24 protein-coding genes are annotated in these 22,659 nt (G+C 63.9%); 11 read left to right on the top strand and 13 right to left on the bottom strand.

Annotated elements, in window-relative coordinates:
- The first annotated feature begins 33 nt into the window (after positions 1–33).
- A complete protein-coding gene (locus FLQ03_RS17900) occupies positions 34–2,025 on the top strand; it encodes a putative bifunctional diguanylate cyclase/phosphodiesterase (protein ID WP_144371563.1) in 1,992 nt (663 codons plus the stop codon).
- A 132-nt stretch (positions 2,026–2,157) separates the two neighbouring features.
- Here the strand turns inward: FLQ03_RS17900 and FLQ03_RS17895 are convergent, their stop codons facing one another.
- The 6 genes from FLQ03_RS17895 to FLQ03_RS17870 all read right to left on the bottom strand — a co-directional run bounded on the left by FLQ03_RS17895 (position 2,158) and on the right by FLQ03_RS17870 (position 8,384).
- A complete protein-coding gene (locus tag FLQ03_RS17895) occupies positions 2,158–2,730 on the bottom strand; it encodes a GNAT family N-acetyltransferase (RefSeq protein WP_144371562.1) in 573 nt (190 codons plus the stop codon).
- 169 nt (positions 2,731–2,899) lie between these two features.
- Positions 2,900–3,268 carry a VOC family protein gene (locus tag FLQ03_RS17890; RefSeq protein ID WP_144371561.1) on the bottom strand — a complete coding sequence of 123 codons (369 nt, stop codon included), beginning with the start codon at positions 3,266–3,268 and terminating at the stop codon, positions 2,900–2,902.
- A gap of 755 nt (positions 3,269–4,023) precedes the next feature.
- The gene (locus tag FLQ03_RS17885; RefSeq protein ID WP_144371560.1) at positions 4,024–4,650 is read right to left on the bottom strand and encodes a hypothetical protein; all 627 of its coding nucleotides are present in this window, start codon (positions 4,648–4,650) and stop codon (positions 4,024–4,026) included.
- Positions 4,651–4,833: 183 nt separating this feature from the next.
- The gene (locus tag FLQ03_RS19320) at positions 4,834–6,063 is read right to left on the bottom strand and encodes a hypothetical protein (protein ID WP_206211036.1); all 1,230 of its coding nucleotides are present in this window, start codon (positions 6,061–6,063) and stop codon (positions 4,834–4,836) included.
- Positions 6,064–6,156: 93 nt separating this feature from the next.
- Positions 6,157–7,299, bottom strand: a complete 1,143-nt coding sequence (locus FLQ03_RS17875) for a glycerate kinase (RefSeq protein ID WP_144371559.1) — start codon at positions 7,297–7,299, stop codon at positions 6,157–6,159.
- A gap of 173 nt (positions 7,300–7,472) precedes the next feature.
- Positions 7,473–8,384 carry a LysR family transcriptional regulator gene (locus FLQ03_RS17870; RefSeq protein WP_144371558.1) on the bottom strand — a complete coding sequence of 304 codons (912 nt, stop codon included), beginning with the start codon at positions 8,382–8,384 and terminating at the stop codon, positions 7,473–7,475.
- Positions 8,385–8,503: 119 nt separating this feature from the next.
- Here FLQ03_RS17870 and lysA point away from each other — a divergent pair, with 119 nt between their 5' ends.
- Positions 8,504–9,742, top strand: coding sequence for a diaminopimelate decarboxylase (lysA, locus tag FLQ03_RS17865; protein WP_144371557.1), 1,239 nt, complete (start codon positions 8,504–8,506; stop codon positions 9,740–9,742).
- A 54-nt stretch (positions 9,743–9,796) separates the two neighbouring features.
- Here the strand turns inward: lysA and FLQ03_RS17860 are convergent, their stop codons facing one another.
- On the bottom strand, positions 9,797–10,732 hold the full coding sequence (locus tag FLQ03_RS17860) for a LysR family transcriptional regulator (protein WP_144371556.1): 936 nt from the start codon (positions 10,730–10,732) through the stop codon (positions 9,797–9,799).
- A 127-nt stretch (positions 10,733–10,859) separates the two neighbouring features.
- Here FLQ03_RS17860 and FLQ03_RS17855 point away from each other — a divergent pair, with 127 nt between their 5' ends.
- From FLQ03_RS17855 to FLQ03_RS17845, 3 genes are all read left to right on the top strand, one after another.
- Positions 10,860–11,615 carry an SDR family NAD(P)-dependent oxidoreductase gene (locus FLQ03_RS17855; protein ID WP_144371555.1) on the top strand — a complete coding sequence of 252 codons (756 nt, stop codon included), beginning with the start codon at positions 10,860–10,862 and terminating at the stop codon, positions 11,613–11,615.
- Positions 11,616–11,732: 117 nt separating this feature from the next.
- Positions 11,733–13,127, top strand: a complete 1,395-nt coding sequence (locus FLQ03_RS17850; RefSeq protein WP_144371554.1) for an MDR family MFS transporter — start codon at positions 11,733–11,735, stop codon at positions 13,125–13,127.
- A gap of 75 nt (positions 13,128–13,202) precedes the next feature.
- A complete protein-coding gene (locus FLQ03_RS17845) occupies positions 13,203–13,964 on the top strand; it encodes a substrate-binding periplasmic protein (protein WP_206211034.1) in 762 nt (253 codons plus the stop codon).
- Positions 13,965–14,023: 59 nt separating this feature from the next.
- Here FLQ03_RS17845 and FLQ03_RS17840 read toward each other — a convergent pair whose 3' ends face one another.
- Positions 14,024–14,338 (bottom strand): hypothetical protein, encoded by a 315-nt coding sequence (locus FLQ03_RS17840; protein WP_144371553.1) that lies wholly within the window; start codon positions 14,336–14,338, stop codon positions 14,024–14,026.
- 178 nt (positions 14,339–14,516) lie between these two features.
- On the opposite strand from FLQ03_RS17840, the gene FLQ03_RS17835 reads away from it, so the two are divergent.
- Complete coding sequence (locus FLQ03_RS17835; protein WP_144371552.1) at positions 14,517–15,098, top strand: MliC family protein; 582 nt, start codon at positions 14,517–14,519, stop codon at positions 15,096–15,098.
- An 8-nt stretch (positions 15,099–15,106) separates the two neighbouring features.
- Here FLQ03_RS17835 and FLQ03_RS17830 read toward each other — a convergent pair whose 3' ends face one another.
- A complete protein-coding gene (locus FLQ03_RS17830; protein ID WP_144371551.1) occupies positions 15,107–16,048 on the bottom strand; it encodes a helix-turn-helix domain-containing protein in 942 nt (313 codons plus the stop codon).
- Between the two features lie 120 nt (positions 16,049–16,168).
- Here FLQ03_RS17830 and FLQ03_RS17825 point away from each other — a divergent pair, with 120 nt between their 5' ends.
- The 4 genes from FLQ03_RS17825 (at position 16,169) to FLQ03_RS17810 (ending at position 18,909) form a co-directional block, all read left to right on the top strand.
- On the top strand, positions 16,169–16,795 hold the full coding sequence (locus FLQ03_RS17825; RefSeq protein WP_144371550.1) for a cysteine hydrolase family protein: 627 nt from the start codon (positions 16,169–16,171) through the stop codon (positions 16,793–16,795).
- Between the two features lie 254 nt (positions 16,796–17,049).
- On the top strand, positions 17,050–17,805 hold the full coding sequence (locus FLQ03_RS17820; RefSeq protein ID WP_144371549.1) for a CsgG/HfaB family protein: 756 nt from the start codon (positions 17,050–17,052) through the stop codon (positions 17,803–17,805).
- A gap of 107 nt (positions 17,806–17,912) precedes the next feature.
- Positions 17,913–18,368, top strand: a complete 456-nt coding sequence (locus FLQ03_RS17815) for a MarR family winged helix-turn-helix transcriptional regulator (RefSeq protein WP_206211033.1) — start codon at positions 17,913–17,915, stop codon at positions 18,366–18,368.
- Between the two features lie 115 nt (positions 18,369–18,483).
- A complete protein-coding gene (locus FLQ03_RS17810) occupies positions 18,484–18,909 on the top strand; it encodes an organic hydroperoxide resistance protein (RefSeq protein ID WP_472208769.1) in 426 nt (141 codons plus the stop codon).
- A gap of 130 nt (positions 18,910–19,039) precedes the next feature.
- Here FLQ03_RS17810 and FLQ03_RS17805 read toward each other — a convergent pair whose 3' ends face one another.
- Together FLQ03_RS17805 and FLQ03_RS17800 are read right to left on the bottom strand one after the other, a co-directional pair.
- Positions 19,040–19,735 carry a DsbA family protein gene (locus tag FLQ03_RS17805; protein WP_144371546.1) on the bottom strand — a complete coding sequence of 232 codons (696 nt, stop codon included), beginning with the start codon at positions 19,733–19,735 and terminating at the stop codon, positions 19,040–19,042.
- Positions 19,729–20,592 carry an MBL fold metallo-hydrolase gene (locus FLQ03_RS17800; protein WP_144371545.1) on the bottom strand — a complete coding sequence of 288 codons (864 nt, stop codon included), beginning with the start codon at positions 20,590–20,592 and terminating at the stop codon, positions 19,729–19,731. Before FLQ03_RS17800 ends, FLQ03_RS17805 begins: the two co-directional genes overlap by 7 nt.
- A 130-nt stretch (positions 20,593–20,722) precedes the next feature.
- Here FLQ03_RS17800 and FLQ03_RS17795 point away from each other — a divergent pair, with 130 nt between their 5' ends.
- Positions 20,723–21,625, top strand: coding sequence for a LysR family transcriptional regulator (locus FLQ03_RS17795; protein ID WP_144371544.1), 903 nt, complete (start codon positions 20,723–20,725; stop codon positions 21,623–21,625).
- Here the strand turns inward: FLQ03_RS17795 and FLQ03_RS17790 are convergent.
- Positions 21,613–22,353 carry a substrate-binding periplasmic protein gene (locus tag FLQ03_RS17790; protein WP_170252466.1) on the bottom strand — a complete coding sequence of 247 codons (741 nt, stop codon included), beginning with the start codon at positions 22,351–22,353 and terminating at the stop codon, positions 21,613–21,615. The genes FLQ03_RS17795 and FLQ03_RS17790 overlap by 13 nt on opposite strands.
- 128 nt (positions 22,354–22,481) lie before the next feature.
- The gene (locus FLQ03_RS17785; RefSeq protein ID WP_144371543.1) at positions 22,482–22,649 is read right to left on the bottom strand and encodes a FeoB-associated Cys-rich membrane protein; all 168 of its coding nucleotides are present in this window, start codon (positions 22,647–22,649) and stop codon (positions 22,482–22,484) included.
- Between the last annotated feature and the right edge of the window lie 10 nt (positions 22,650–22,659).

Raw genomic sequence — 22,659 nt, 5'->3', positions numbered from 1 at the left:
GCCAACCCTGCCATAGCGTTGCCACCAGACACCATGCCCAGCACCCCTGACCAAGCGCCACCGCGCATGCGCCGCTTTCTGCCCGCCCTGCTGGGGCACGGCGCGAAAGAAATCCTTGGCGACCAGGAGCGCCGGGAAAACGTGCTCACCATTGCCCCCATCGGCTTTGTGGTCGCCATCCTGTTCGCGCTGTTCAATGCCATCCTGGCGCCGTTCCCGGTGCTGGGCGCCATCGAAGGGCTGTGCGCGCTGCTGCTGCTACTACCCGCCATCCGCCTGGCCAAGCGCGGGCAGCACATCCCGCGGGCAGAAAACCTGCTGATGGTGTGCGGCATCATTGTTTTCGGTGCCCTGGTCATTATCGGCGGCGTCGGCGGCACCGGCCTGTTCTGGGCCTATACCTTCCCGTTCATGGCCTTCTTCATCAAGGGCCAGCGTGTGGGATGGCTATGGAACGGCCTGTTCCTGCTACTGGTGGGCACCCTGCTGCTGGCGCTGCGCGGCCAGGCTTTTGCCTACCCGTACGACCCGGTGCAGATTCCGCATTACCTGTCGTCGCTGCTGTTCGTGTCGGTGATCGCCGCCTGCTTCAACCTGCTGCGCAGCCGCTTCCAGGAAAAACTGCACGAAGGCGTGCTGGCCAACACCGCCACCGCGCAGCACTACCTCGACCAACTGCAGTTTCTGGCGCTGCACGACCCGGTGACCAAATTGCCCAACCGCACCCGCATCATCCCGCTACTGGAAGAAGAAATCCGCCAGGCGCGCGCGCGCCGCGGCGGGCTGCTGGTGATTGCCATGCGGCTGTCGCGGCTGCCGGAAATCAGCAACATCATCGGTAACGACGCCACCAACGAGCTGATGCAAGCCATCTCCGCCTCGCTGCAACAACTGGTGGGCCAACACGGCGTGCTGGCGCGCATTGCACGCGAAGAGCTGCTGGTGATCTACCACATGCGCAAGCCCGACTACGACCTGGACAAGACCGCGCAACAGCTGGGCCGCTACAACCTGGATTACGAAATCCGCGGCTTTCCGGTCCACATCGACTACACCGCCGGCATTGCCGTCTACCCGCAGCACGGCGACCAGGCCGACGTGCTGCTGCACAAGGCCGAGCAGTGCATGCTGCAGGCGGTGCAGCGCGGCGACACCGCCACCATGTACGATCCCAGCCAGGACGAAGCCTTTGTGCGCTACCACTACCGCTTTGGCCGCCTGCGCGACGCCATGGCGCAGAACCAGCTGACACAACACTTCCAGCCGCTGATCAACATCCGCAGCGGCAAGCTGGTGGCGGCCGAAGCCCTGGCGCGCTGGTTTGACCCGGAAGAAGGCTTCATCTCGCCGCTGGAGTTCATCCCCATCGCCGAAAGCTCGGGCCTGATCAAGCCGCTGACACGCTGGACCATCCGCGAAGCCATGCGCCAGTGCGCGCTGTGGCAGGCGGATTACCCCGGCGTGGCGGTATCGGTCAACCTGTCGGTACGCAGCCTGTTCGACCCCGAGCTGCTGCCCATGCTGCGCCAGCTGTTGCAGGAAACGGGTCTCAACCCGTCGCTGCTGCGGCTGGAAGTTACCGAAAGCCTGATGCTGGACGCGCCGGAAAAAGGCCTGGCCATCCTGCACGATATCGTGGCGCTGGGCGTACGGCTGGCCATTGACGACTACGGCACCGGCTTTTCGTCGCTGGGTTACCTGAAACTGCTGCCGGTGCAGGAACTGAAAATCGACCAGCGCTTCATCCGCAACGTGGTGGACGACCGCGGCAATATGGCGATTGTGGAATCCACCATCGACCTGGCGCACCACTTGGGCCTGATGGTGGTAGCCGAAGGCATAGAAGACCAGGAAACCATGCAGCAGCTGTGGCTGCTGGGTTGCGACCTGGGCCAGGGCTACTACTTCAGCAAGCCGATGCCGATCGACGACTTCCTGAGCTGGTGCCGCCACTACCAGCAACAACAGCTGCTGGGCCCGTTGGCCGGCGTGGACGGCGACGTAGACGGTTCGGCCATGCTGTAAACCGGCAGCCGCCCTGCGGCGGCACAGGCGCCCCATGTTGGCCGCAGACCACCCTGCTTGGCGGGCTTCGCGGTAGCGTCCGATCACTGCCCGTTGGCGCGAAATCACCCATAGTTTGGGTTGGGCTTCATGTCACTCAGCCCTGCCCCCCACGCGGGAATAAACACGGGTATTCCGCAGCTGGCCCTGAATGTTAAGTCGATCAAGACGCAAGGTACCTTCCAGTTGAAACCCGGCCCGCTCGGCCAGGCGCCAACTTGCCCGGTTCAGTTCGTCGGTGGTAAGGAAAACGCGGCTGGCGCCCAGTTGTTGCAGCGCGTACTCCGTCAGGGCCGCCACCCCTTCCGTGATGAAACCCTTGCCGAGAAAGCTGCTGCACCCCCAATAGCCCACCTCAAACTGGCGCAGCGCCCAGTCGGGGTTGTGCAAGCCACTGCCGCCCACCAGCTCGCCTGATGCTTTGTCAATGAAGAAAACCATCAGGTCTTCGTTTAGCAGAAAGCGGGCGTAAGCCCGGCAGCAGGAAGCCTCCGACTCACGCAACGACGGCGGCGGGTCAACCCAGCCCAGCCATTGTTTCAGCTGTTCACAGGATGCCACGATTGCTGCATTGAACATCTGCCCATCGCCGGGGCGCGCAACACGGACAAGCAACCTGTCGGTTTCAAGTGACTCGGGAAATTGATCAAATAGCGGGAATGGCATGGCGGCCCTCACATGAAAATGGCACCTTGGCAGGGGTATAGCTGGCTTATTCGTGCGTTTAACACAATTCGTAGGCTGGGTTGAGAGCAGCGTGCCCACCCATTCATCTCGATAATGTGGTGGGCACGGCCTGTCAGCCTTAGCCCCCCCTACTTGCTGTCGTACCGATTCAATCGATATTCTGGCCAATCCGCCAAAGAACACCGGATGGGTCGTAAAGACAGAAATCACGCATGCGCCAAGGCTGGTTTTCCAGCTCGGTAACCTTGACCCCGTACTTTTCAAGGACACCACTTTCGTGGACCTGCTGCCACCAGGCTCCCACATCTTCTACCAGGATGTGCATCATGAAGTTTTCAGCGAACGATTCCGCACAGAAATCCTGCAGTAAAAAGCTCACACCACCGAAGTGAAAATAAGCCACACCACCCCCCTCGGACGCTATCGTAAAACCAAGGTCCTGGTAGAACTGTTTGGAAAGCGCAAAGTCCTTCGACGGGACGAATGCCTTGATTTCCGAGATCTTGAGATTTGACATAGTGTGTTAGCCCTATGGCCCCAAACGTTTGACAAGAGTAACCGGGCCCGACTTGCCAAGGCTGGTTTCCTCAATGCAACGATTAGGCCGCACTCGACACGCAGCTTGGGTTGGGCCCGTAGGTTGGGTTGAGCGCAGCGAAGCCCAACGCTTACCGAGCAGCCTCGCAGCAACCCGTGCCATTTCCCTGGAAATGCGGCAAACGTTGGACTTTATTCCACCCAACCCAAACTGCCGCGCCATGCAACTAACGGAAGAACCCAATTACATTCAAAAATACCCACACCCCAAACACAACACCTGCAAAAACTCCAAACAAATAAATATAACAACACAAATATGCAACCGGATCTTGAATCCTACCCCTATGAAATAGGATAAATTTCAAAAACAACCACGACCCTCTACCGTGATTGTTCCAAAAACCCCACCCATCCATATCCTTATAATAATCAGGATGACAGTTGCGAATTTCCGAAATGACAGGAAACGCGGACAATAGTGAGATTACACCAATAAAAGCAACAATAAAAAATTCAGCATCCATGTCAATCTCACCCTTAAAATACCAGAAAAACCATCCTATACTTTGTGAAACAGCCTGTAGGTTGGATTGAGCGCAGCGAAGCCAAACTTTTATGGAGCATCATCGGTGCAAACCATACCAGGCTCCTTGAATGCGTGAAAAACGTTGGGTTTCATTTCATGTCGTGGGCACGGCCTATCGGCCTTGGCCCACTCTACTTGCGGCCAAGCTAGGCAATAGCATCACCAAAATACCTTTGAAGGCGTTGTTCAATAAGCGGCAATTCGTTCGAGCTGTCGTGGCGAAGATCGACTGTAAAGGTACGAATGCCTTCAAGTAGAACCTCTTTGGCTCTGGCGTGCTCGCCTGCGATGAGCAGAAAATCTGCTGCTCGATCAAACATCCATTTTTGAGCCACCAGTTCTTCGGCCGCACCAACCCAAGACGAAATTCTATCCAGGTATGGCAACCCTGCCCTCTCTACACACGCCAAAAACTCGCTCATTTCAGCCGCATCTTCTGGCTTGCCCGAAAGCTGGAAGTGCTTATCTGGCCCGCGCGTCCATTCAGCGATGTTCCAATCAGAAGCACCACCTAAAGCGTTGTTCGTTGGGGGAACACCCCACTGCGCTTCGTACCATTTCGCATAGTCTTTGGATGTACTACCCCACATAGTCCAGAAAGTGCAATCATCTTCCTTATTCCACTTGCTCAAAGCAATTGTTACGGTCTGCTTGATGGACCCTACGGTTCGATTGAACTCAAGCTTTCCTCTCGAAAACCGAAAGCCACGGCTATTGAAAAATGGAATAACCCTAGGCTCTAAATTTTTTAGCAAAAGATCTCGAGGCTTCATATGCGTGCAGTTTGCCTAACGTAAAATATTCACCTTGGCAGGTGTGCATTTGGTTGATTCAAACACAAAACAATAAAAACAGGCTTGAGCGCAGCGTACCCGCCCATTCATCCCGACAAGGCGGTGGGCACAACTTGCCCGCCTTGGCCCACGCTGCTTGCCTGCTACCTCTTATTGTTCAACCTACCGGGGTAGCCGAAGAACGAAGGAGACTTCTTCGGGATGGATGCGGCTGCAACGGACCATGTGATCGCAATAGTCGCCGACAGTCTGGATAACCAGCTTCCCCTGCGCCATCTCTTTGAGAATCCGCTTATCTGCGACATCCCTGATGTCGTCGTCAACGATGTCGTATTGGTTTCGCTTGAAGTCCGAAACCGGATCCGCCGCCAACTCATCGAAGCGGACAGCCAGCGACAGCGATGTCTCGGGTACGCCGAACACCTCGGCCAGATGCCGTAGCGAGTGCTGGCGGACAAGCTCTTCTGACGGGCACGCCTGGGCGCGCAGCGACCGGCTTTGCCACACGGTTTCCAGCCGCGTCTCGGTAAAGTCGTCCGGCGTCACCGTGACCCGGCGCGGCCACAGGCCCAGAAAGCCGTGCAGGCGCGGGCGCATGTCCAGCCACTGCCCTACCGCCCGATAGCAATAAAACACCAGCTCGGCGCAGCTAAAGCTCTGGAACGCCTTGACGTCGTTGCAGGCAAAGTCGTACTCGGCGCCCAGCTTGCCCAGTGCAGCGGCGCAGGCCAGCCGGGTGGCGTCTTCGCGCTGCAGGCACTGGTCGGCCAGCAGGCTGCCGGCCAGCCGGGCCTCTTCGCTATCGGCTTGCAGGAGGAACACCGGCGGCAGCTCGGCGTGCGGTACGCCCTGAAACTGCGCCGGCAGGCGCAGTACCTGCAGGTAGTCGCAACGGCAGAAGCTGAGGATGTCTTCCATCTGCACGCCTTCGGCCATGGCATGGATCACCATCGCGTTATCGGGCCAGTTTCCGGCCTGGTCGGGCTTCAGCACGCTATCGAAAAAGCGTTCCCGCATGGCCTCGCGGTGCGCCGGCAGCTCGGCGGCGGGGATGGCGCGGTCCTGGTCCCAAGCGTAGCCGCTGATGTCGGCGGCGGCGCGGTCGCGGTCTTGCGGGCCCAGGCGGCCAACGTACAGCGCGGCGTGGGTAAACACACCACGGCGGCGGGCGCCCTTGTCCAGCGGGCGGCTGCTGCGGATGAACCAGCTGTCGAGGTAGCCGTCGTAGGCGCGCAGCAGGATGTCACCGGGCTGCAGTACGCCCAGCAGCTCGCGCACGTCGGCGCCTTTTACCTTGTAGCTGCTGGGGTCGTACACGATGATGGGCGGCTTGCTGAAATACTTGAGCTTGCCCAGCAGGGTCATGGCTTGCTTTTGCAGGGGGCGGAACATGGCGGGCATCCGTAGTGTTTCGATACATTACTATGACAATTGCCAGCGCCCGCCGCAATGCCATCAGCAACACCCTGCCCGCCCGGCCAGTGGCTAGGGCTTGCCCCGCAGCGCCAGCAGCGCGCCCACATTGCCGGCCACGCGTGACAGGTTGGCCGCAGCGTTGCCCAGCGCCGCCTCCAGCGTGGTAATGCGGTCCACGCAGGCAAACACGGCGCGGATGTGGTGCTGCTGCAGCGTTTCTACGCCGTCCCCCAGACTGCCACCAATGGCAATGGTAGGTACGCCGTAGCGCGCCGCCAGCGTGGCCACGCCCACTGGTGTCTTGCCAAAAGCACTCTGCCCGTCCAGCCGGCCTTCGCCGGTAATCACCAGGTCGGCGCCCTGCACGGCGGCGGCCAACCCTGCCGCGTCCAGCACCAGTTCGATGCCGGCCTGCATGCGCCCGCCCAGCACCGCCAGCGCGGCCGCGCCCATGCCGCCGGCGGCGCCGCTACCCGGCAAGTTGGCCGCATCGCAGCCAGTAACTGCGTGCAGCATGGCCGCGTAATGCGCCAGCGCGGCGTCCAGCTGCGCCACCATGGCCGGCGTGGCGCCCTTTTGCGGGCCGAATACCGCGCTGGCGCCGTGCTCGCCCAGCAAGGGGTTGCGCACGTCACAGGCAATGTCGATGCGGCATTGCGCCAGCCGCGCGTCCAGCCCGGCCAGGTCCAGCATGGCCAGCTTCGCCAGCGCCGCACCGCCTGGCGGCAGCGGCTGGCCGGCGGCATCGAGCAGCCTCGCCCCCAGCGCGGCCAACATGCCGGCGCCGCCGTCGTTGGTGGCGGAACCGCCGATGGCAAGAATCAGCCGCCGTGCGCCGTGGTCCAGCGCGGCGCGGACAAGCTGGCCGGTGCCGTAGCTGCAGGCGCGTAGTGGGTCGCGCTGTTCACGCGGCACCAGCGCAATGCCGCTGGCGGCGGCCATCTCCACCACTGCCGTTTCGCCGTCGCCCAGCATGCCCCACGCCGCCCGCACCGGCGCGCCCAGCGGGCCGCGTACGTCCAGATAGTGATAGCGGCCGGCGGTAGCGGCCAACAGCGCGTCCAGCGTGCCTTCGCCGCCGTCGGCCACCGGCACGGTGTGCAGCTCGGCATGTGGCAGATGCGGTGCCAGCGCGGCAGCGATGATGTCGGCCACCTGGCGGGCGCTGAGGGTTTCCTTGAACGAATCGGGGGCAATGACGATCTTGCGCATGGGGTCTCCCGCTGGCAGCACACAGCCGCCGCATGGTAAGGGTTGGCCGCGGCAGAGCGGCCAGCCTGAGATTGAAGACAAAGCCTGTTTGCCGCGCGAACCGGGCTGGTCTGCTTAAGCACCTGGCGGCGGGCTCACGCGCTGCTTTGGTACGGCCCGCCCGGCTGCAGCGGCTACAGCGCGGCCAAGCTTTGCTGCAGGCTGGCGGCTTCCTGCTGCAGCATATCGATAAAAGTGGTGCTCAGCGGCGACGCCGGGCGATACAGCGGCTGCACCAGGCTGACGCGGTACGGCACCGACACGGCAAAACGGCGCAGCTGCAAGCCGTGGCCGGCCATCGCCAGCGCGGTAAGCGGGTTGACGATGGCCACGCCCAGCCCTTCGCGCACCAGCGCACACACCGACACCGCGCTGTGCGTTTCCCACAGCAGCTGGCGGCTGACGCCGGCCTGCGCGAACACCGCGTCCAGCAGGCGGCGGTAGCGGTCGTCCGGCGACAGGCTGACAAAGGGCTGGCCGGCAAAATGCTGCGGCGTCAGCACCGCATGCGCCAATAAGGGATGACCCTCGGGCAGCACGCACAGTTCGTCGGCCTCCAGCACCGCTTGCAGGCGGGTACCGGGCGGTGCCTCGCTGTGCTCGGTCAGGCCCAGGTCGAAGCGCTGCGCGCTGAGCCACTCTTCCAGCAACGGCGATTCCTGCGGCGTAATCGCCACCCGCGCTTGCCCTGCCTCCGCGTGCAAACGGCGGCACACCGCCGGCAGCAAGGCGTGGGCAAACGCCGGCAGGCACACCAGCGCCAGCTGCGCCTGGTCCAGCCGCGCCAGGTTGGCCGCAGTGTCGCTTACCCGCTGCAGGCCGACGTAGGCGCGCTGCACCTCGTCGTACAGCGCCAGCGCGCGCGCCGTGGCTTGCAAGCGCCCCTTGTCACGCAGGAACAGCGCGTAGCCCAGCAGCTGCTCCAGCCGCGCCAGCTCGCGGCTGACGGTGGGCTGCGAGGTGCGCAACAGCGTGGCGGCGCCGGTAACGCTGCCGCTGAGCATGATGGCGCGAAACACTTCGATGTGGCGGTGACTGATCTCCACGCCTGCCTCATATCAAAAATGAATGGATTGCAAAAATAATAGCATTTTACCGAATGGATGGCAGCGGGCATGATGCAGGGCAACACGCAGCACGACGGCTCATATAACAGGACAAAGCGATGCAAACACCCGACACTTCCCGCCTGGCCGGCCTGGCCGCCCGCTACGGCACCCCGCTGTGGACGTACGACGCCGCCACCATCCGCCAGCGCATTGCCGAGCTGGCCGCCTTCGATACCATCCGCTTTGCGCAGAAGGCCTGCAGCAACACCCACATCCTGCGCCTGATGCGCGAACAGGGCGTGAAAGTGGACGCGGTGTCGCGTGGCGAAATCCTGCGCGCGCTGGCCGCCGGCTACGACGCCCAGGGCGAGCCATCCGGCATTGTGTTTACTGCCGACCTGATCGACCGCGACACGCTGGCGCTGGTGGTGGAGCACAACATCCCAGTGAACGCCGGCTCCATCGACATGCTGCACCAGCTGGGTGCCGCCCACCCCGGCCACCGCGTGTGGCTGCGCATCAACCCCGGCTTTGGCCACGGCCACAGCAACAAGACCAACACCGGCGGCGAACACAGCAAGCACGGCATCTGGCATAGAGACCTGCCGGCGGCGCTGGCCGTCATCCGCCAACACGGCCTGCAGCTGGTGGGCCTGCACATGCACATCGGCTCCGGCGTCGATTACGGCCACCTGCAAGAAGTGTGCGGCGCCATGGTGAACCTGGTACGGCTGGTGAAAGACGCCGGCCACGACCTGCACGCCGTCTCTGCCGGCGGCGGCCTGTCCATCCCCTATCGCGACGGCGACGCCAGCGTCGATACCGCGCATTACTTTGGCCTGTGGGACACCGCCCGTCACCAGGCCGCCGCGCTGCTGGGCCACCCGCTGGCACTGGAAATCGAGCCAGGTCGCTACCTGGTGGCCGAATCGGGCAACCTGCTGGCCGAAGTACGCGCCACCAAGGACGTTGGCCGCAACCACTTCGTGCTGGTGGACGCCGGCTTCAACGAGCTGATGCGCCCGTCGATGTACGGCAGCTACCACCACATCACCGTGGTACCGCAAGATGGCGTGCTGCGTGACGAGAAACCCAGCGTGGTAGCCGGCCCGCTGTGCGAATCGGGCGACGTATTCACCCAGGGCGACGGCGGCGTGGTGCTGCCGCGCAGCCTGCCGGCGGCCAACGTGGGCGACCTGCTGGTCTTCCACGACACCGGCGCCTACGGCGCATCGATGTCCAGCAACTACAACAGCCGCCCGCTGATCGCCGAAGTGCTGGTAGACGGCGACAGCGACCGTCTGATCCGCCGCCGCCAGACGGTGGAAGAGCTGCTAGCGCTGGAAGCGCTGTAAGCGCGGCCAACCCGTCCCCGCCACGCCCTGCCGGCCGATGCCCGCAGGGCGTTGTCACATCTGGCCGGCGCCGTTACCCGGGTCTAGCGTCAACAGCTGCGGCCGGATGACGCTATCCAGCCATTGCATGAAGCGCTGCACCCGCGGCGGCTGATGGCGGCGCGTGGGGTACAGCAGGTTCACCGCCATCGGCGGCGCCGGCCACTGCGGCAACACCTCGCACAAGCTGCCATCAGCCAGCAGGCCGGTCACTGCCGAACGCGGCACCTGGATGATGCCGATGCCAGCCAGGCACGCCGCCAGGTAGGCATCGGCACTATTCACGTGCAACTGCCCCGCCACTGGCTGCAGGCAACGCTGGCCATCGGCACCGCAGTATTCAAAGCCCGCTGGCCGGCCACCCAGTTGCGGCACGTAATGCACCAGGCGATGGCTGGCCAGATCGGCCAGCTGCTGCGGCCAACCATATTGCTGCAAATAAGCCGGGCTGGCGCAATTGGCCTGCGGCAGGCAACCCAGTGGTCGGCACACCAGACTGTCGTCCCCCACCGTGCCCACCCGCACGACGCAATCAAAACCTTCGCGCACCAGATCCACCCGCCGGTCGGTGCTGGACAGTTCCAGCACAATACCGGGGTGCGCCGCCAGAAACGCCGGCAACTGCGGCAGCACCATGTGGCGGGCAATGCCGCTGGACATATCGACCCGCAGCCGGCCTGTCAGTGCGGCCTCGCTGCCCTGGAACAGGCTGCCCAGTTCGTCGAAATCGGCCAGCAGGTCACGACAGCGTTCGCTGTACAGCACGCCATCCTGGGTGAGCTGCACCCGGCGCGTGGTCCGCTGCAGCAGCCGCGTGCCAAGCCGGGCCTCCAGCCGCTGCACCGCCTCCGACACCGTGGTACGCGGCAGGCCCAGGCTCTCGGCCGCGCGCGCAAAGCTGCCCAGTTCGGCCACCCGTAAAAACACCCGCATACAATCCAGTTGCTCCATGCCCGCCTCACTATCCGTCCAATCCGGACAGTCTAATCGATAATGCATCATTTATCTGAAATTGCCGTACCAATAGACTGCAGCGCATGACAGCAGCGCGCTGTCCCACCCACACATGGAGCTTCACATGCGCAAGATTGCCCTCATCACCGGCGGTAGCCGTGGCCTTGGCAAACACACCGCCCTGGCGCTGGCGGCCCAGGGTTGCGACATCATCCTGACCTATCAGCAAAACCGTAGCGCCGCTGACGAAGTAGTGGCCGCCATCCAGGCCTGCGGCACCCGGGCCGTGGCGCTGCCGCTGGACGTTGGCCGCAGCCAGGATTTTGCCGCCTTTGCCGCCCGTATAGCCGAGGTGCTGCCACAGCAGTTCGGCCGTACGCAGTTTGATTATCTGGTCAACAATGCCGGCATCGGCATCCATGCCGCGTTTGCCGACACCAGCGAAGCGCAGTTCGACCAACTGATGCAGATCCACCTGAAAGGGCCGTTTTTCCTGACCCAGACACTGCTGCCACTACTGGCTGACGGCGGGCGCATCGTCAACCTGTCCAGCGGCCTGGCCCGCTTTGCCCTGCCCGGCTTTGCCGCTTACGCCATGATGAAAGGCGGCATCGAGGTGATGACACGCTATCTGGCCAAAGAGCTGGGCGCACGCGGCATTGCCGTCAATACGGTGGCCCCCGGCGCCATTGCCACCGACTTTGGCAACGGCAGCGTGCGTGACAACCCGGAGCTGAACCGGTTTGTGGCCAGCCAGACCGCGCTGGGGCGTGTCGGCGAGGCCGACGATATCGGTGGTGCCATCGCCGCCTTGCTGTCCGACGGCAGCCGCTGGGTAAACGCGCAGCGCATCGAGGTCTCCGGTGGCATGATGCTGTAAGCGCGGCAACGCGTGTGGCCGGGTTGGCCGCAGGAACAGAATGTTCCGCCCCAGCCCGCCACACGGGCCGACACGATCTGCTACAGTGCCGGTCTGCCTCTGCGTTTTGCCACTGCCATGCTGCCCGACCTGCCGCGCCATCTGCTGACACCGCTGATCATCGCCACCGCGCTGTTCATGGAAAACCTGGACGCCACGGTGATTTCCACCTCGCTGCCCGCCATCGCGCAGGACCTGGGCGTGGACCCGATTGCGCTGAAGCTGGCGCTGACGTCGTATCTGGTGAGTCTGGCGGTATTCATTCCGGTCAGCGGCTGGATGGCCGACCGCTACGGCACCCGCCGCGTGTTCCGTGTGGCCATCGCCGTGTTTGCCCTGGGCTCGCTACTGTGCGCATTCAGCAGCAGCCTGGCGGGGTTTGTGGCGGCGCGCTTCGTGCAAGGCATGGGCGGGGCGATGATGGTGCCGGTCGGCCGGCTGGTGATCCTGCGCAGCACACCCAAGGAAGAGCTGGTGCGGGCGATGGGCTACGTCACCATCCCGGCACTGGTGGGGCCGGTACTGGGGCCACTGCTGGGCGGTTTCATCAGCACCTACTTCCACTGGCGCTGGATCTTCCTGATCAACCTGCCGATTGCCGCGCTGGGGCTGGTACTGGCTGGCCGCCACATTGCCAACCTGCGCGAAGCGGCCAACCCGCCACTGGACAAGACCGGCTTTGTGCTCACCGGCCTGGGGCTGTCGCTGGCCATGCTGGGGCTGGCCACCGAGGGCAAGCACATGCTGTCGGTGGCGTGGTCCAGCAGCTTGGCGCTTAGCGGGCTGCTATTGCTGGCGCTGTACCCGCGCCACCAGCGGCGCCACCCGCACCCGCTGCTGCGCCTGGGCCTGCTACGCATTCCCACCTTGCACGCCAGCCTGCTGGGGGGCTTTCTGTTTCGCGCCGGCATGGGCGCCACGCCGTTCCTGTTGCCGCTGATGCTGCAGCTGGGGCTGGGCATGACGCCGTTCGAGTCCGGCTTGCTGACCTGCAGCACCGCCGTCGGTGCCATCTTCATGAAAACGCTGATGCCACGGGTGCTGCGGCGCTTCAGCTTTCGCAACATCATCATCGTCAACAGCGTGCTGTGCGGGCTGTCGTTTGCCGGCTATGGCCTGTTCGACGCCGACAGCCCGCGCTGGTTGATGCTGGCCACCTTCCTGCTGGGCGGCTGCCTGCGTTCGCTACAGTTCACCAGCCTGAATGCGCTGGCGTTTGCCGACGTGCGCCAGCAAGACATGAGCCAAGCGTCCACGCTGTCCAGCATGGGCCAGCAACTGGCGTCCGGCCTGGGCGTAACGCTGGCCGCCTTTGCGTTGCAGGGCGTATCGGCGCTACAAGGGCACGCCACGCTGCAGTTGAGCGATTTTTCGTGGTCGTTCGCCATCATGGGCGGGCTGGCCATGCTGTCGGCGCTGCAGTTCCGCCGCCTGCCGCCGCAGGCTGGCGCCGCCCTCGCGGCCAACCGCTAATACCGGCCGGTAAGTGACTGCCACATGACTGTCATAGTATTGTCTTATGGTAAAGCGCTTTAGCGGAGCCCATCTGTGAGAGCCATTCTGACTGTTGCCTGCCTGTGCAGCCTGGCCTGCCACGCGGCCACCCCTTTGCTGCTGGGCCTGGGCGACCAGGCAACGCCCCCGTACAAGCTGGGCGAGGCCACCCTGCCCGCCACCCTGCCCGGGGTAGCCGTGGAACTGTTGCAACTGGCGGCGGCCAACTGCGACGTGGCGTTGCGCATCAAGCTGCTGCCGGGTACGCGCATGCTGAAGGAGCTGGAAAACGGCGATCTGGATGGCGCCGGCCTGCTGTCTTACACCGCCGAGCGGGCCGCCTACGCGGCCTACCCGCTGCAAAACGGCAAACCGGCCGAGGCACAGCGGCTGGCCACGCTCAGCTATGTTCTGTACGCCCGCGCCGGACACCGCCTGCAGTGGGACGGCACCACGCTGCAGGGCTTGAACCGCAAGGTGGGCACCAACCTCGGCTGGTCGATCAACCTCGACCTGGCGCGGCTGGGCATACCGGCCGAGCCGGTCAGCAGCGTGGAGCAGAACTTTCTGAAACTGCAGGCTGGCCGCATCGATGCCTACGCCACCCACGAACCGCTGGGCGACAGCTACCTGGCCCGCCACGACAACCTGAACCTGGTGAAATTGCAGCCGCCGGTGGTATCCAAACCCTATTACCTGATTTTTTCGCGCAGCTACGCCGCCCGTAACCCGGCGGTGGCGGCCTGCCTGTGGCGCCAGGTAGGCGCGCAGCGCGAGCGGCTATACCAGCAGCGCATGCACGACTATCTGGATTAGGGCCTGTAAACGCTATAGCCTGCGCCGCAGCAAGAAATAGTGTTAACAGGCCCTAGCCCCTACACTACCGGCTGACTGGCCTTGACCGCAGCACCCCGCACGGCACGCCGTGCTGCCGGTGGCCGCATCAGCGCCGGGTTTTCTGCCAGCAGGCGTTCGATAAGGCGGCCGCGGGCGTCGATATGCTGCTCGCCGTGCCAGTCGGCCAGCAGGTGCTGCGCCAGCTGGAAATGCGCGCCGTCCAGCTGTGCCAGCACGGTCAGGTCGAATGGCAGTTTCAGTTCCAGCGCCAGGGCCAACTCTTTCAACACCGCCAGTTGCTTGCACTGGCCGTTTTCATCCAACATTTTCTTGATACGCTTGGCTGCGTTCATGCCTGTTTCCTTCACCGGCATGTCTGGCCTGCCCGCAACGGACGGCAACATGACACGCCATAAAATCATCAATTTCTATAAGAACACAGGCATGAAGAAAAGTTAAATATCTTTTTGGAAATAAAACGCCAACTTTTGGCATAAACAGACCATAAATCACCCATCCGGCAAAACCATCATGAACAAACTGCTCACGACCGCGCTGCTTTGCCTGCCGCCAATGGCTGCGGCGCAAGGCCCGTCCTTTTCCTGCCAGCACGCCGCCAGCAGCGCCGAACGCCTGGTATGCCGCACGCCGGCGCTGGCCAGCCTTGACCGCCAGCTGGCAGCGGTCTACCGCGCAGCCCTGGCCAAGGCCGGCCAGCCGCAACAGTCCACGCTGAAAGCCGAACAGCGCGGCTGGGTGAAGGGCCGCAACGACTGTTGGAAAGCGGGTGATCTGGCCACCTGTGTACGCGACAGCTACACACTGCGCATGGCCGAGCTGCAGGCACGCTACCAGCTGCTCGCCCCGCTGGCGCAGGTTCGCTACCAGTGCGGCGCCAATGCGGCCAACGACATGCAGGTGCGCTTCTACGCCACCGAACCGGCCACGCTGATTGCCGAGCGCGGCGACCGCAGCGAGCTGATGTACCAACAGCCGGCGGCCAGCGGCGCCCGCTACGCCGGCCGCAACAGCTGGCTGTGGGAGCACCACGGCGAAGCCACCGTGGTGTGGGAATGGCAAGGCCAGGAAGAGGTGTGCCGGGCCCAGCCGTAAACAGGCCCCTAGCCGGCAAAGCTGCGCCGCCAGTCGCCGGGCGCAACGCCGAAGCGACGGCGAAAGTGCAGCCGCAACGACGGTGCACTGCCAAAACCGGCCTGCTGCGCAATGGCCTCTACCGGCAGCACTGTGGTTTCCAGCAACTGCTGCACCCGCGCCAGCCGCTCGGCCAGCAGCCATTGCTGCACCGTACTGCCGGTTAGCTGGCGAAAATGGCGGGTAAAAGTGCGCCGGCTCATCAGCACGCGCGCTGCCAGGCTATCCAGCGTATGCGGCGCAGCCAGGCTGGCGCGCACCTCGTCCAGCAGGCCACTCAGGCGATCGTCGCGGGTGTTGGCTGGCAACGGTTGCGCAATGTACTGCGCCTGGCCGCCCTGGCGATGCGGCGGCGTCACCAGATAGCGCGCCACCTGCCCTGCCGCCGCCGCGCCGCACTGCCGCCGCAACAAGTGCAGGCAGCAGTCGATGGCCGCAGCAGTACCGGCCGAGGTCAGCACCTGGCCGTCATCCAGGTACAGACTGTCCGGCGCCACCGTCAGCGCCGGGAAACGCACCGCAAAATCGTCGGCAAACGCCCAGTGCGTGGTAGCCGTCATGCCATCCAGCAAGCCGGCCTGCGCCAGCACGTAGGCGCCCAGACACAAGCCCATCACCACCGCGCCACGGGCGTGGGCGTCGCGCAGCGCCTGCAGCAGCGCTGGCGCGGCCAACTCGTCCACATTGCGCCAACTGGGCACGATCACCACGTCGGCCCGCGCCAACTCGGCCAGGCCGGCCAGGCCGTGCAACTGGAAGCCGGCGCTGCTGGCCAGCGGCCCGTCTTCCCAGCTGCACACCTGCAAACGGTAACCTAGCGCCGCGCCGTGGCGTTCGCCAAACACCGCGCACGGCACCGCCAGATGAAACGGGCTGATGCCGTCAAATGCCACCACCGCTACCTGTCGCATAACGCCCCCGCCTGAGTCTTGATTGGCCTGATCTTAACGTATATTGGCATTCGGGCCACTCACGGCGGCGACGCCGGCGCGGCACACTGTGTGCCACACCAACCCGACAAGGAAACCGCCATGAGCACCCCGAACCGCGCCCTGATCGTGATCGACGTACAGAACGAATACTTCGACGGCCAGCTGCCCATCAGCTACCCGCCGCGCGAGCAAACGCTGCCGCGCATCCTGCAGGCCATGGATGCGGCCAACCTGGCTGGCGTGCCGGTGGTCGTGGTACGCCACATTGCGCCAGCCGGCAGCCCGATCTTTGCCGCCGGCAGCCACGGCGCGGCCCTGCACCCGGAGGTGGCCGCCCGCCCGCACCAGCTGCTGCTGGATAAACAGTACGCCAGCTGCTTTACCGGCACCGGGCTGGACGCCTGGCTGCGCGAACGCGGCATCGACACACTGACCATCTGCGGCTACATGACCCACAACTGCGACGCCAGCACCATCCTCCACGCCAGCCACGACGGCTACCGGGTAGAACTGCTGCACGACGCCAGCGGGTCGCTGCCGTACAGTAATGCCGCCGGCAGCGCCAGTGCCGAGGAAATCCACCGCGTGTACTGCACCGTCATGCACACCGGCTTTGCCGCCGTGGCCGCCACCGACGACTGGCTGGCCGCCCTGGCCTGCGGCAGCGCGCTGACGGCAGACAATGTCTATGCCTCGCATCTGCGGGCAACCGGCAAGCTGGATTGAGCGTGGCAAGCGGCCGGCGATTGGGGACGGGTACCACTTGGTCACTCACGCGCCAAGCCGCGCTGTCGCCGCTTGTACCATGCCAGCCTTTACCCACTGCCACCGGCCCTTACCCTACCGATACCCGCAACACCGCGTTGTCGCACTCATGGCAACTCACGGCGGGCACTTGCAAGCAAACATCATTAATAAATGACATATCAATGCCACATGTTTTAAAATCGATAGGAATAAACCACAATGATTGCTAGCAAATGCATAAAATCACTCGCTCCCTCTCCATTGCAGCCCTTACCCTCGCCAGCAGCGCGGTACTGGCTGACACCAAAGTAGAACAGATGGCCATCCCGGTGGTGAAATGCCAAACCTCTACTGGCAAAACCGTTGCTATCAACACGCTGGAATGCACTGCCGCCAGTTGCCAAGCCCAGGGCGGCCCCGGTGGTGGCATGGCCGCCCTGGCTGGCTTGATCGCTGGTAACGGCGGCGTTCAGGGCATCGGCAACGGCATGCGCTCCATGCTGACCAACGCCATCCGCGAAACGGGCTGCTTCAAGCTGGTTGATCTGGACCAGTTCAAGAAAATGCGCGAGATGCTGGCCGCTACCGGTCAGACCGTAGCACCGCCAAAAATCGACCTGATGATTGCCGGCCAGATCACCGCACTGGAGCTTTCCAAAGAAGGCGGCGCTTTGGGTGGCGGCTTCATTCCGCTGCTAGGGCTGATTTCCAAGAACACCGAAAAGGCTTCCATGCAGCTGGACCTGACCTCGATGAACCCGCAAACGCTGGAAATTAACGAAGCGCGTTCATTCTCCGCCAATAGTGACAAATCCAGCTGGGGCTTTGCCGCCGTGGGTGGTGGTGTGGGCGGTGGCTGGTCGATTTCCAAGAGCCTTGCACTGGACATGGTTGCGCGTGACATCATCGTCTCGTCGGCTAACTATCTGGCCGAGACCTACGCAGCCGGCAACATCACCAACCGCCCTGCCCCGGCACCGGCCAACTGAACCTGCCCTGTCTGCACGCGCCCCAGCCCGACCGAAGTCGGGCTTTATTTTTACATTGAGCGCAAAATAGCTTGCAAACAAATAGCACGCTATATAATATGCAGCACATGGATACCCGCACCCCGTCACCGCTGCTGCTGGATCAACAGCTCTGTTTTGCGCTGTACTCCACCAGCCTGGCCATGAACAAACTGTACCGCAGCGTACTCACCCCGCTGGGGCTGACCTACCCGCAGTACCTGGTGATGATGGTGCTGTGGGAAGGCGATGCGCTGACGGTGTCCGACATCGGCCAGCGGCTGTTTCTGGATTCCGCCACGCTGACACCGCTGTTGAAGCGGCTGGAAGCCGGCGAGCTGATCAGCCGCCAGCGCAGCGCCAGCGACGAACGCCAGGTGATCATCCGCCTGACCGACGCCGGCCGCAGCCTGCGCCAGCAAGCCGAGGCCATCCCGCCGGCGGTGTTTTGCGCCGCCGGCTGCAGCCTGGACGAGCTGAAGCAGCTGAAAGCCAGCCTGGAAGCGCTGCGCGGCCAACTGTCGCAAGCCACAGGCGATCTTTGAGTTCTGCGTGCCAGCCGCTACCGGCAAGCTGGCACGGCACCACAGGCAGTATTGGCTGCCTTTTTTGCCGGCAAATACATAGCACGCTATTTAATAGTAAGTTAAAGGAAAAATCATGCTGGAAACCATTCTGTACACTGCCCACGCCCACACCACCGGCGGCCGCGACGGCCGCAGCCACAGCGACGACGGCGCGCTCGACGTGGCACTGAGCACGCCCAAAGCGCTGGGTGGCGCTGGCGGCACCGGTACCAACCCGGAACAGCTGTTTGCCGCCGGCTACTCGGCGTGCTTTATCGGCGCGATGAAGTTTGTGGCCGCACGCCAGAAGATCGCGCTGCCGGCCAGTCTGAGCATTGACGCCAGCGTCGGCATCGGCCCGATCCCGGCCGGTTTCGGCATTGAAGCCACGCTGCGCATCAGCGCGCCGGGCATGGACAAAGCGGTACTGACCCAGCTGGTACACGACGCCCACCAGGTCTGCCCCTACTCCAACGCCACCCGCGGCAATATCGACGTGCACCTGGAAATCGTGGACTGACGTGCACGGGCAGCCCGCCAGCTGGCAAGCAGCACGGGCAGCCCATCCCATGCAAACACCCCCTGCGTGCGCGGCATGCAGGGGGTGTTTGTACGAGTCGCCATCACAGACAGCTGCGATGGCGACAGGGCTACTGGCAGCCTTGCGGCGTGCAGAACGCGCCGTCTGCCGCGTCGCTGCCGGCAGCGCCTTGCAGCAGGGCCTGCAGGTGGCCGGCAAAGGCGGAGGGCTGGCCCAGCCACGGCGAGATGTCCAGCTTTTGCAGCTTGCCGTTCAGTTCCAGCAGCAAGGACGGGAAGCCGCGCAAACCGTTGGCCGCCATGTCACGATGGCTGCGGCCAACGTGGGCGTCGAACTCGCCAGCCTGGCGCTGGTATTCGGCAGCAAACGCCACCACGTCCAGCCCCATGTCGGCAGCAAGCAGCTGCAGCACGTCGCTATCGGCAATGCGGCGGCCTTCGGCGTAATGCGCGTGCTGAATGCGGTGCAGCATGGCCAGGCCACGGCCGGCCAGCGCCTCGGCGGCCAGAATCGCCAGCGTCGGCGGCGTGCTGTCGAACACCGCGCTGGTATCCAGCAGCAGGCCGTTGAAGTAGGCGTCCCCGAACGGCTGGCCCGACAGCGCATGGATGCGCTGGTCGTGCGGCAGCACGTAATTGCGCAGCTGCGGGCTGACCGGCTGGCGATTGGCACCGCTCATCATCGCCCCGGCGTGCAGTGCCACGCGCAGACCGGGGATGGCGGCCGCCGCGGCGGTGAGCGGTGCGGCGCCGTAGCACCAGCCGCACAGCGGGTCGTAGTAGTAATGCAGGGTGGCGCTTACCATTTCATTTCACCTTTGTTCACTTTGGCGCCGATATCCAGCGCAATGCCCAGGCCCGCTTCCGGGTAGGCACGTTTCATCGCGTCGATCAGCTCGGCGCCGGTCTTGGCCTTGGCCGCTTCGTTATCGAAGCGCAGCAGGTACTGGCGAGTGTAATCGATAGCCGACGCATCCAGCGCGGTGCCCGGCAGCATGTGGCCCGGTACCACAAGCGCCGGTTTCAGCGCCTTCATTTCGTCCAGCTGGGCAATCCAGGCTTGGCGTTCGCCCGCTTGCTGGGTGTCGGCGGTCCACACGTGCAGCTTGCCGAATACGGCTACGTTGCCGGCAATGGCGCGGATGGACGGAATCCACACGTAAGGGCGATGCGCCAGTACGCCGCTGGTACCGCGGATGTCGATGCTTTCGCCGTCTACGGTCAGCTTGTTAGTGGTCAGCGCTGCCGGCAGGATGGGGTTCACCGGTGCGTTAGCGCCCATTTTCGGGCCCCAGAACGCTACCTTGCCGGCCAGTTTGGCGCTGATCTTTTCGCGCACGGCGGCGGTGGTCACCACCTCGGCCTGCGGGAAGAGCTGCTTCAGCACTTCGGCGCCAAAGTAGTAGTCCGGGTCGGCGTTGCTGATGAAGATGGTTTTCAGCGTTTTGCCGCTATCCAGCACGTTGGCCGCAATGCGGTAGGCGTCGGCGCGGGTAAAGCCGGTGTCGATCACCACCGCCTCGCTCTTGCCGCTCACCACTACAGCGTTGGCGTGGAAGCTGTTGCCGTCAGCGTTGTACACCTTCAGGTTCAGCGGCTCGGCAGCGTGAGCGGCGCCGAAGGCCAGGGCAAAAGAGGCAGCGAGCAGGGTTTGGCGAATCATGGTCAGTCCTTTCAGTGGGGCGGCAAACGCTGCCGCGTGGTGCATCTGGTATGGACGTCACTATAATTTCACCAAGCGCGCAGATAAACGCGTTAATCTGCGCATATTTGTTGCACAAATCGAGCAGATAATGGACAGACTGACCGCCATGCAGGTGTTTGCCGACGTCGCCGCCAGCGGCAGCTTTACCGCCAGCGCCGAGCGGCTGGGCATGTCGCGTGCGATGGTGACGCGCTACGTGGCCGAGATGGAGCAATGGCTGGGCGCCCGCCTGCTGCAGCGTACCACCCGCCGCGTCACGCTGACCGACGCCGGCGAGCAGGCGCTGCGCCGCTGCCTGCAGATGCTGGCACTGGCCGAAGAAACCGAAGACGAGGTGGCACCGCCGGACGGCACGCTGCGCGGCCAACTGCGGCTGACCAGCAGCATGTCGTTCGGCCACGCGCACCTGGCGGCGGCCATCAGCGACTTTCTGGCCCTGCACCCGCAGCTGAAGATCGACCTGAACGTGGGCGACGCGGCGCTGAACCTGGTGGAGGCGCGCATCGACCTGGCCATCCGCATCAGCAGCGAGCCGGACCCGGCGCTGATTGCCCGCCCGCTGGCCAGCTGCCAATCGGTCCTGGTGGCCAGCCCGGCCTACCTGGCGGCGCAAGGTTGGCCGCAACAGCCAGCAGACCTGGCCCGCCACCGCTGCCTGGGCTACGCCAACTTTGGCCGCAGTACCTGGCGCTTTGGCCGCGATGGCGAATGGCAAAGCGTCAGCGTGCCCACCCGCTTTACCGCCAATGAGGCGACCGTGCTGCTGCACGCGGCGCTGGCCGGTGGCGGCATTGCGCTGCAACCCACTTATCTGGCGGCACCGCTGCTGGCCAGCGGCCAACTGCAAGCGGTGCTGCCGGCATGGGCGGTACCGCAAATGACCATCTATGCGCTGTATGCGTCGCGCCGGCACCTGTCGCCGGCGGTACGGGCGCTGCTGGATTTCTTGCTGGCGCGCTTTGCCGGCGCGCCGTGGGATCAGGCGCCGTAACGCTTGCGCAAGGCTGCCAGCCGGCCGTCGGCACGCAGCCGGTCCAGCGCCTGCTGCAGGCTGCGCAACAGGGCGGGGTCGGTGTCTTTATTAAAGGCAAACCAGTACTGGTAGCGCTGGTCCAGCGTCCATACCGGGCGGATGCGGGTGGCGTCCACCTGCTGCAGTTTTTGCTGCCAGCGCATGGCCCAGTCCAGCATCACCACGCCATCTGCGCGCCCGAGCAGCAACTTCTTCAGGTTGACCTCGTCACTCTGCCCGTACTCCAGCTGCGTGGCCGGCACGCCCAGTTGCAGCAGTTGGCTGGCGGCGCCGGACTCGGCCAACACCCCTAGCCGATAGCGCAGCAGGTCTTGCTGCTGACGGATGACTACGTCGGGCCGGCTGGCCTGCGCGTACACCATTATCCGGCGCGGCGCGATCGGCCCTACCCACTTGAACAACGCCTCACGCTCCGGGTTGCGCACGATGCTGTACAGCGCGCTGCCTGGCTGCTGCTTGACGGTGCGGTAGGCGCGTATCCACGGCATCACCTCCAGCTGCACACTGTGGCCAGCCTCGGCGGCCATCTCGCGCAGCAAGTCACTGGCAAAGCCGGTAACGCGGCCATCCTGCGCAAAATTCAGCGGCGGCAGCGCCTCGGTGTACGCGCGGATATTGGCTGCCGTGGCCGGCATCAGCGGCCATAGGCAGGCAGCAACGCAGCCCGCCAGCAAGGTTTTTTTCATTATTGTCAGCCATAGGTATCGATATGTTTGAGCCTATATCAGGCACGACCGCGGCTCAAGAATGGCGCGCTGCAAATGAACAACCCTGCCATCGGGCAGGGTTGTGGTTGGCAAGATGCAGGCACCGCTTAGTGGCAGCCGCCCCCTTTGCAGCTGCCGCAGCTACCGCAACTGCCAGCCTGCTTGGCCTCGCCCGGCGCTGGCTTGCGACGACGCGGCAAGTACTTGCGCAACAGGTACAGCGCAGCGCCCGCCACCATCAGGCCGACAATGGCCCCTTGCATGCCTTCATTCATGTTCGTCTCC

The sequence above is a fragment of the Vogesella urethralis genome (genome assembly GCF_007644045.2).
In the GTDB taxonomy this organism is placed as follows: domain Bacteria; phylum Pseudomonadota; class Gammaproteobacteria; order Burkholderiales; family Chromobacteriaceae; genus Vogesella; species Vogesella urethralis.
This window is presented reverse-complemented; position numbering and strand designations above follow the sequence as displayed.

Excerpts from the sequence above, each read along its gene's own strand:
- FLQ03_RS17900 (WP_144371563.1), top strand. The coding sequence starts at position 34 with ATGCCCAGCACCCCTGACCAAGCGCCACCGCGCATGCGCCGCTTTCTG.
- FLQ03_RS17895 (WP_144371562.1), bottom strand. The coding sequence starts at position 2,730 with ATGCCATTCCCGCTATTTGATCAATTTCCCGAGTCACTTGAAACCGAC.
- FLQ03_RS17890 (WP_144371561.1), bottom strand. The coding sequence starts at position 3,268 with ATGTCAAATCTCAAGATCTCGGAAATCAAGGCATTCGTCCCGTCGAAG.
- FLQ03_RS17885 (WP_144371560.1), bottom strand. The coding sequence starts at position 4,650 with ATGAAGCCTCGAGATCTTTTGCTAAAAAATTTAGAGCCTAGGGTTATT.
- FLQ03_RS19320 (WP_206211036.1), bottom strand. The coding sequence starts at position 6,063 with ATGTTCCGCCCCCTGCAAAAGCAAGCCATGACCCTGCTGGGCAAGCTC.
- FLQ03_RS17875 (WP_144371559.1), bottom strand. The coding sequence starts at position 7,299 with ATGCGCAAGATCGTCATTGCCCCCGATTCGTTCAAGGAAACCCTCAGC.
- lysA (WP_144371557.1), top strand. The coding sequence starts at position 8,504 with ATGCAAACACCCGACACTTCCCGCCTGGCCGGCCTGGCCGCCCGCTAC.
- FLQ03_RS17860 (WP_144371556.1), bottom strand. The coding sequence starts at position 10,732 with ATGGAGCAACTGGATTGTATGCGGGTGTTTTTACGGGTGGCCGAACTG.
- FLQ03_RS17855 (WP_144371555.1), top strand. The coding sequence starts at position 10,860 with ATGCGCAAGATTGCCCTCATCACCGGCGGTAGCCGTGGCCTTGGCAAA.
- FLQ03_RS17850 (WP_144371554.1), top strand. The coding sequence starts at position 11,733 with ATGCTGCCCGACCTGCCGCGCCATCTGCTGACACCGCTGATCATCGCC.
- FLQ03_RS17840 (WP_144371553.1), bottom strand. The coding sequence starts at position 14,338 with ATGAACGCAGCCAAGCGTATCAAGAAAATGTTGGATGAAAACGGCCAG.
- FLQ03_RS17835 (WP_144371552.1), top strand. The coding sequence starts at position 14,517 with ATGAACAAACTGCTCACGACCGCGCTGCTTTGCCTGCCGCCAATGGCT.
- FLQ03_RS17830 (WP_144371551.1), bottom strand. The coding sequence starts at position 16,048 with ATGCGACAGGTAGCGGTGGTGGCATTTGACGGCATCAGCCCGTTTCAT.
- FLQ03_RS17825 (WP_144371550.1), top strand. The coding sequence starts at position 16,169 with ATGAGCACCCCGAACCGCGCCCTGATCGTGATCGACGTACAGAACGAA.
- FLQ03_RS17820 (WP_144371549.1), top strand. The coding sequence starts at position 17,050 with ATGCATAAAATCACTCGCTCCCTCTCCATTGCAGCCCTTACCCTCGCC.
- FLQ03_RS17815 (WP_206211033.1), top strand. The coding sequence starts at position 17,913 with ATGGATACCCGCACCCCGTCACCGCTGCTGCTGGATCAACAGCTCTGT.
- FLQ03_RS17810 (WP_472208769.1), top strand. The coding sequence starts at position 18,484 with ATGCTGGAAACCATTCTGTACACTGCCCACGCCCACACCACCGGCGGC.
- FLQ03_RS17805 (WP_144371546.1), bottom strand. The coding sequence starts at position 19,735 with ATGGTAAGCGCCACCCTGCATTACTACTACGACCCGCTGTGCGGCTGG.
- FLQ03_RS17800 (WP_144371545.1), bottom strand. The coding sequence starts at position 20,592 with ATGATTCGCCAAACCCTGCTCGCTGCCTCTTTTGCCCTGGCCTTCGGC.
- FLQ03_RS17795 (WP_144371544.1), top strand. The coding sequence starts at position 20,723 with ATGGACAGACTGACCGCCATGCAGGTGTTTGCCGACGTCGCCGCCAGC.
- FLQ03_RS17790 (WP_170252466.1), bottom strand. The coding sequence starts at position 22,353 with ATGAAAAAAACCTTGCTGGCGGGCTGCGTTGCTGCCTGCCTATGGCCG.
- FLQ03_RS17785 (WP_144371543.1), bottom strand. The coding sequence starts at position 22,649 with ATGAATGAAGGCATGCAAGGGGCCATTGTCGGCCTGATGGTGGCGGGC.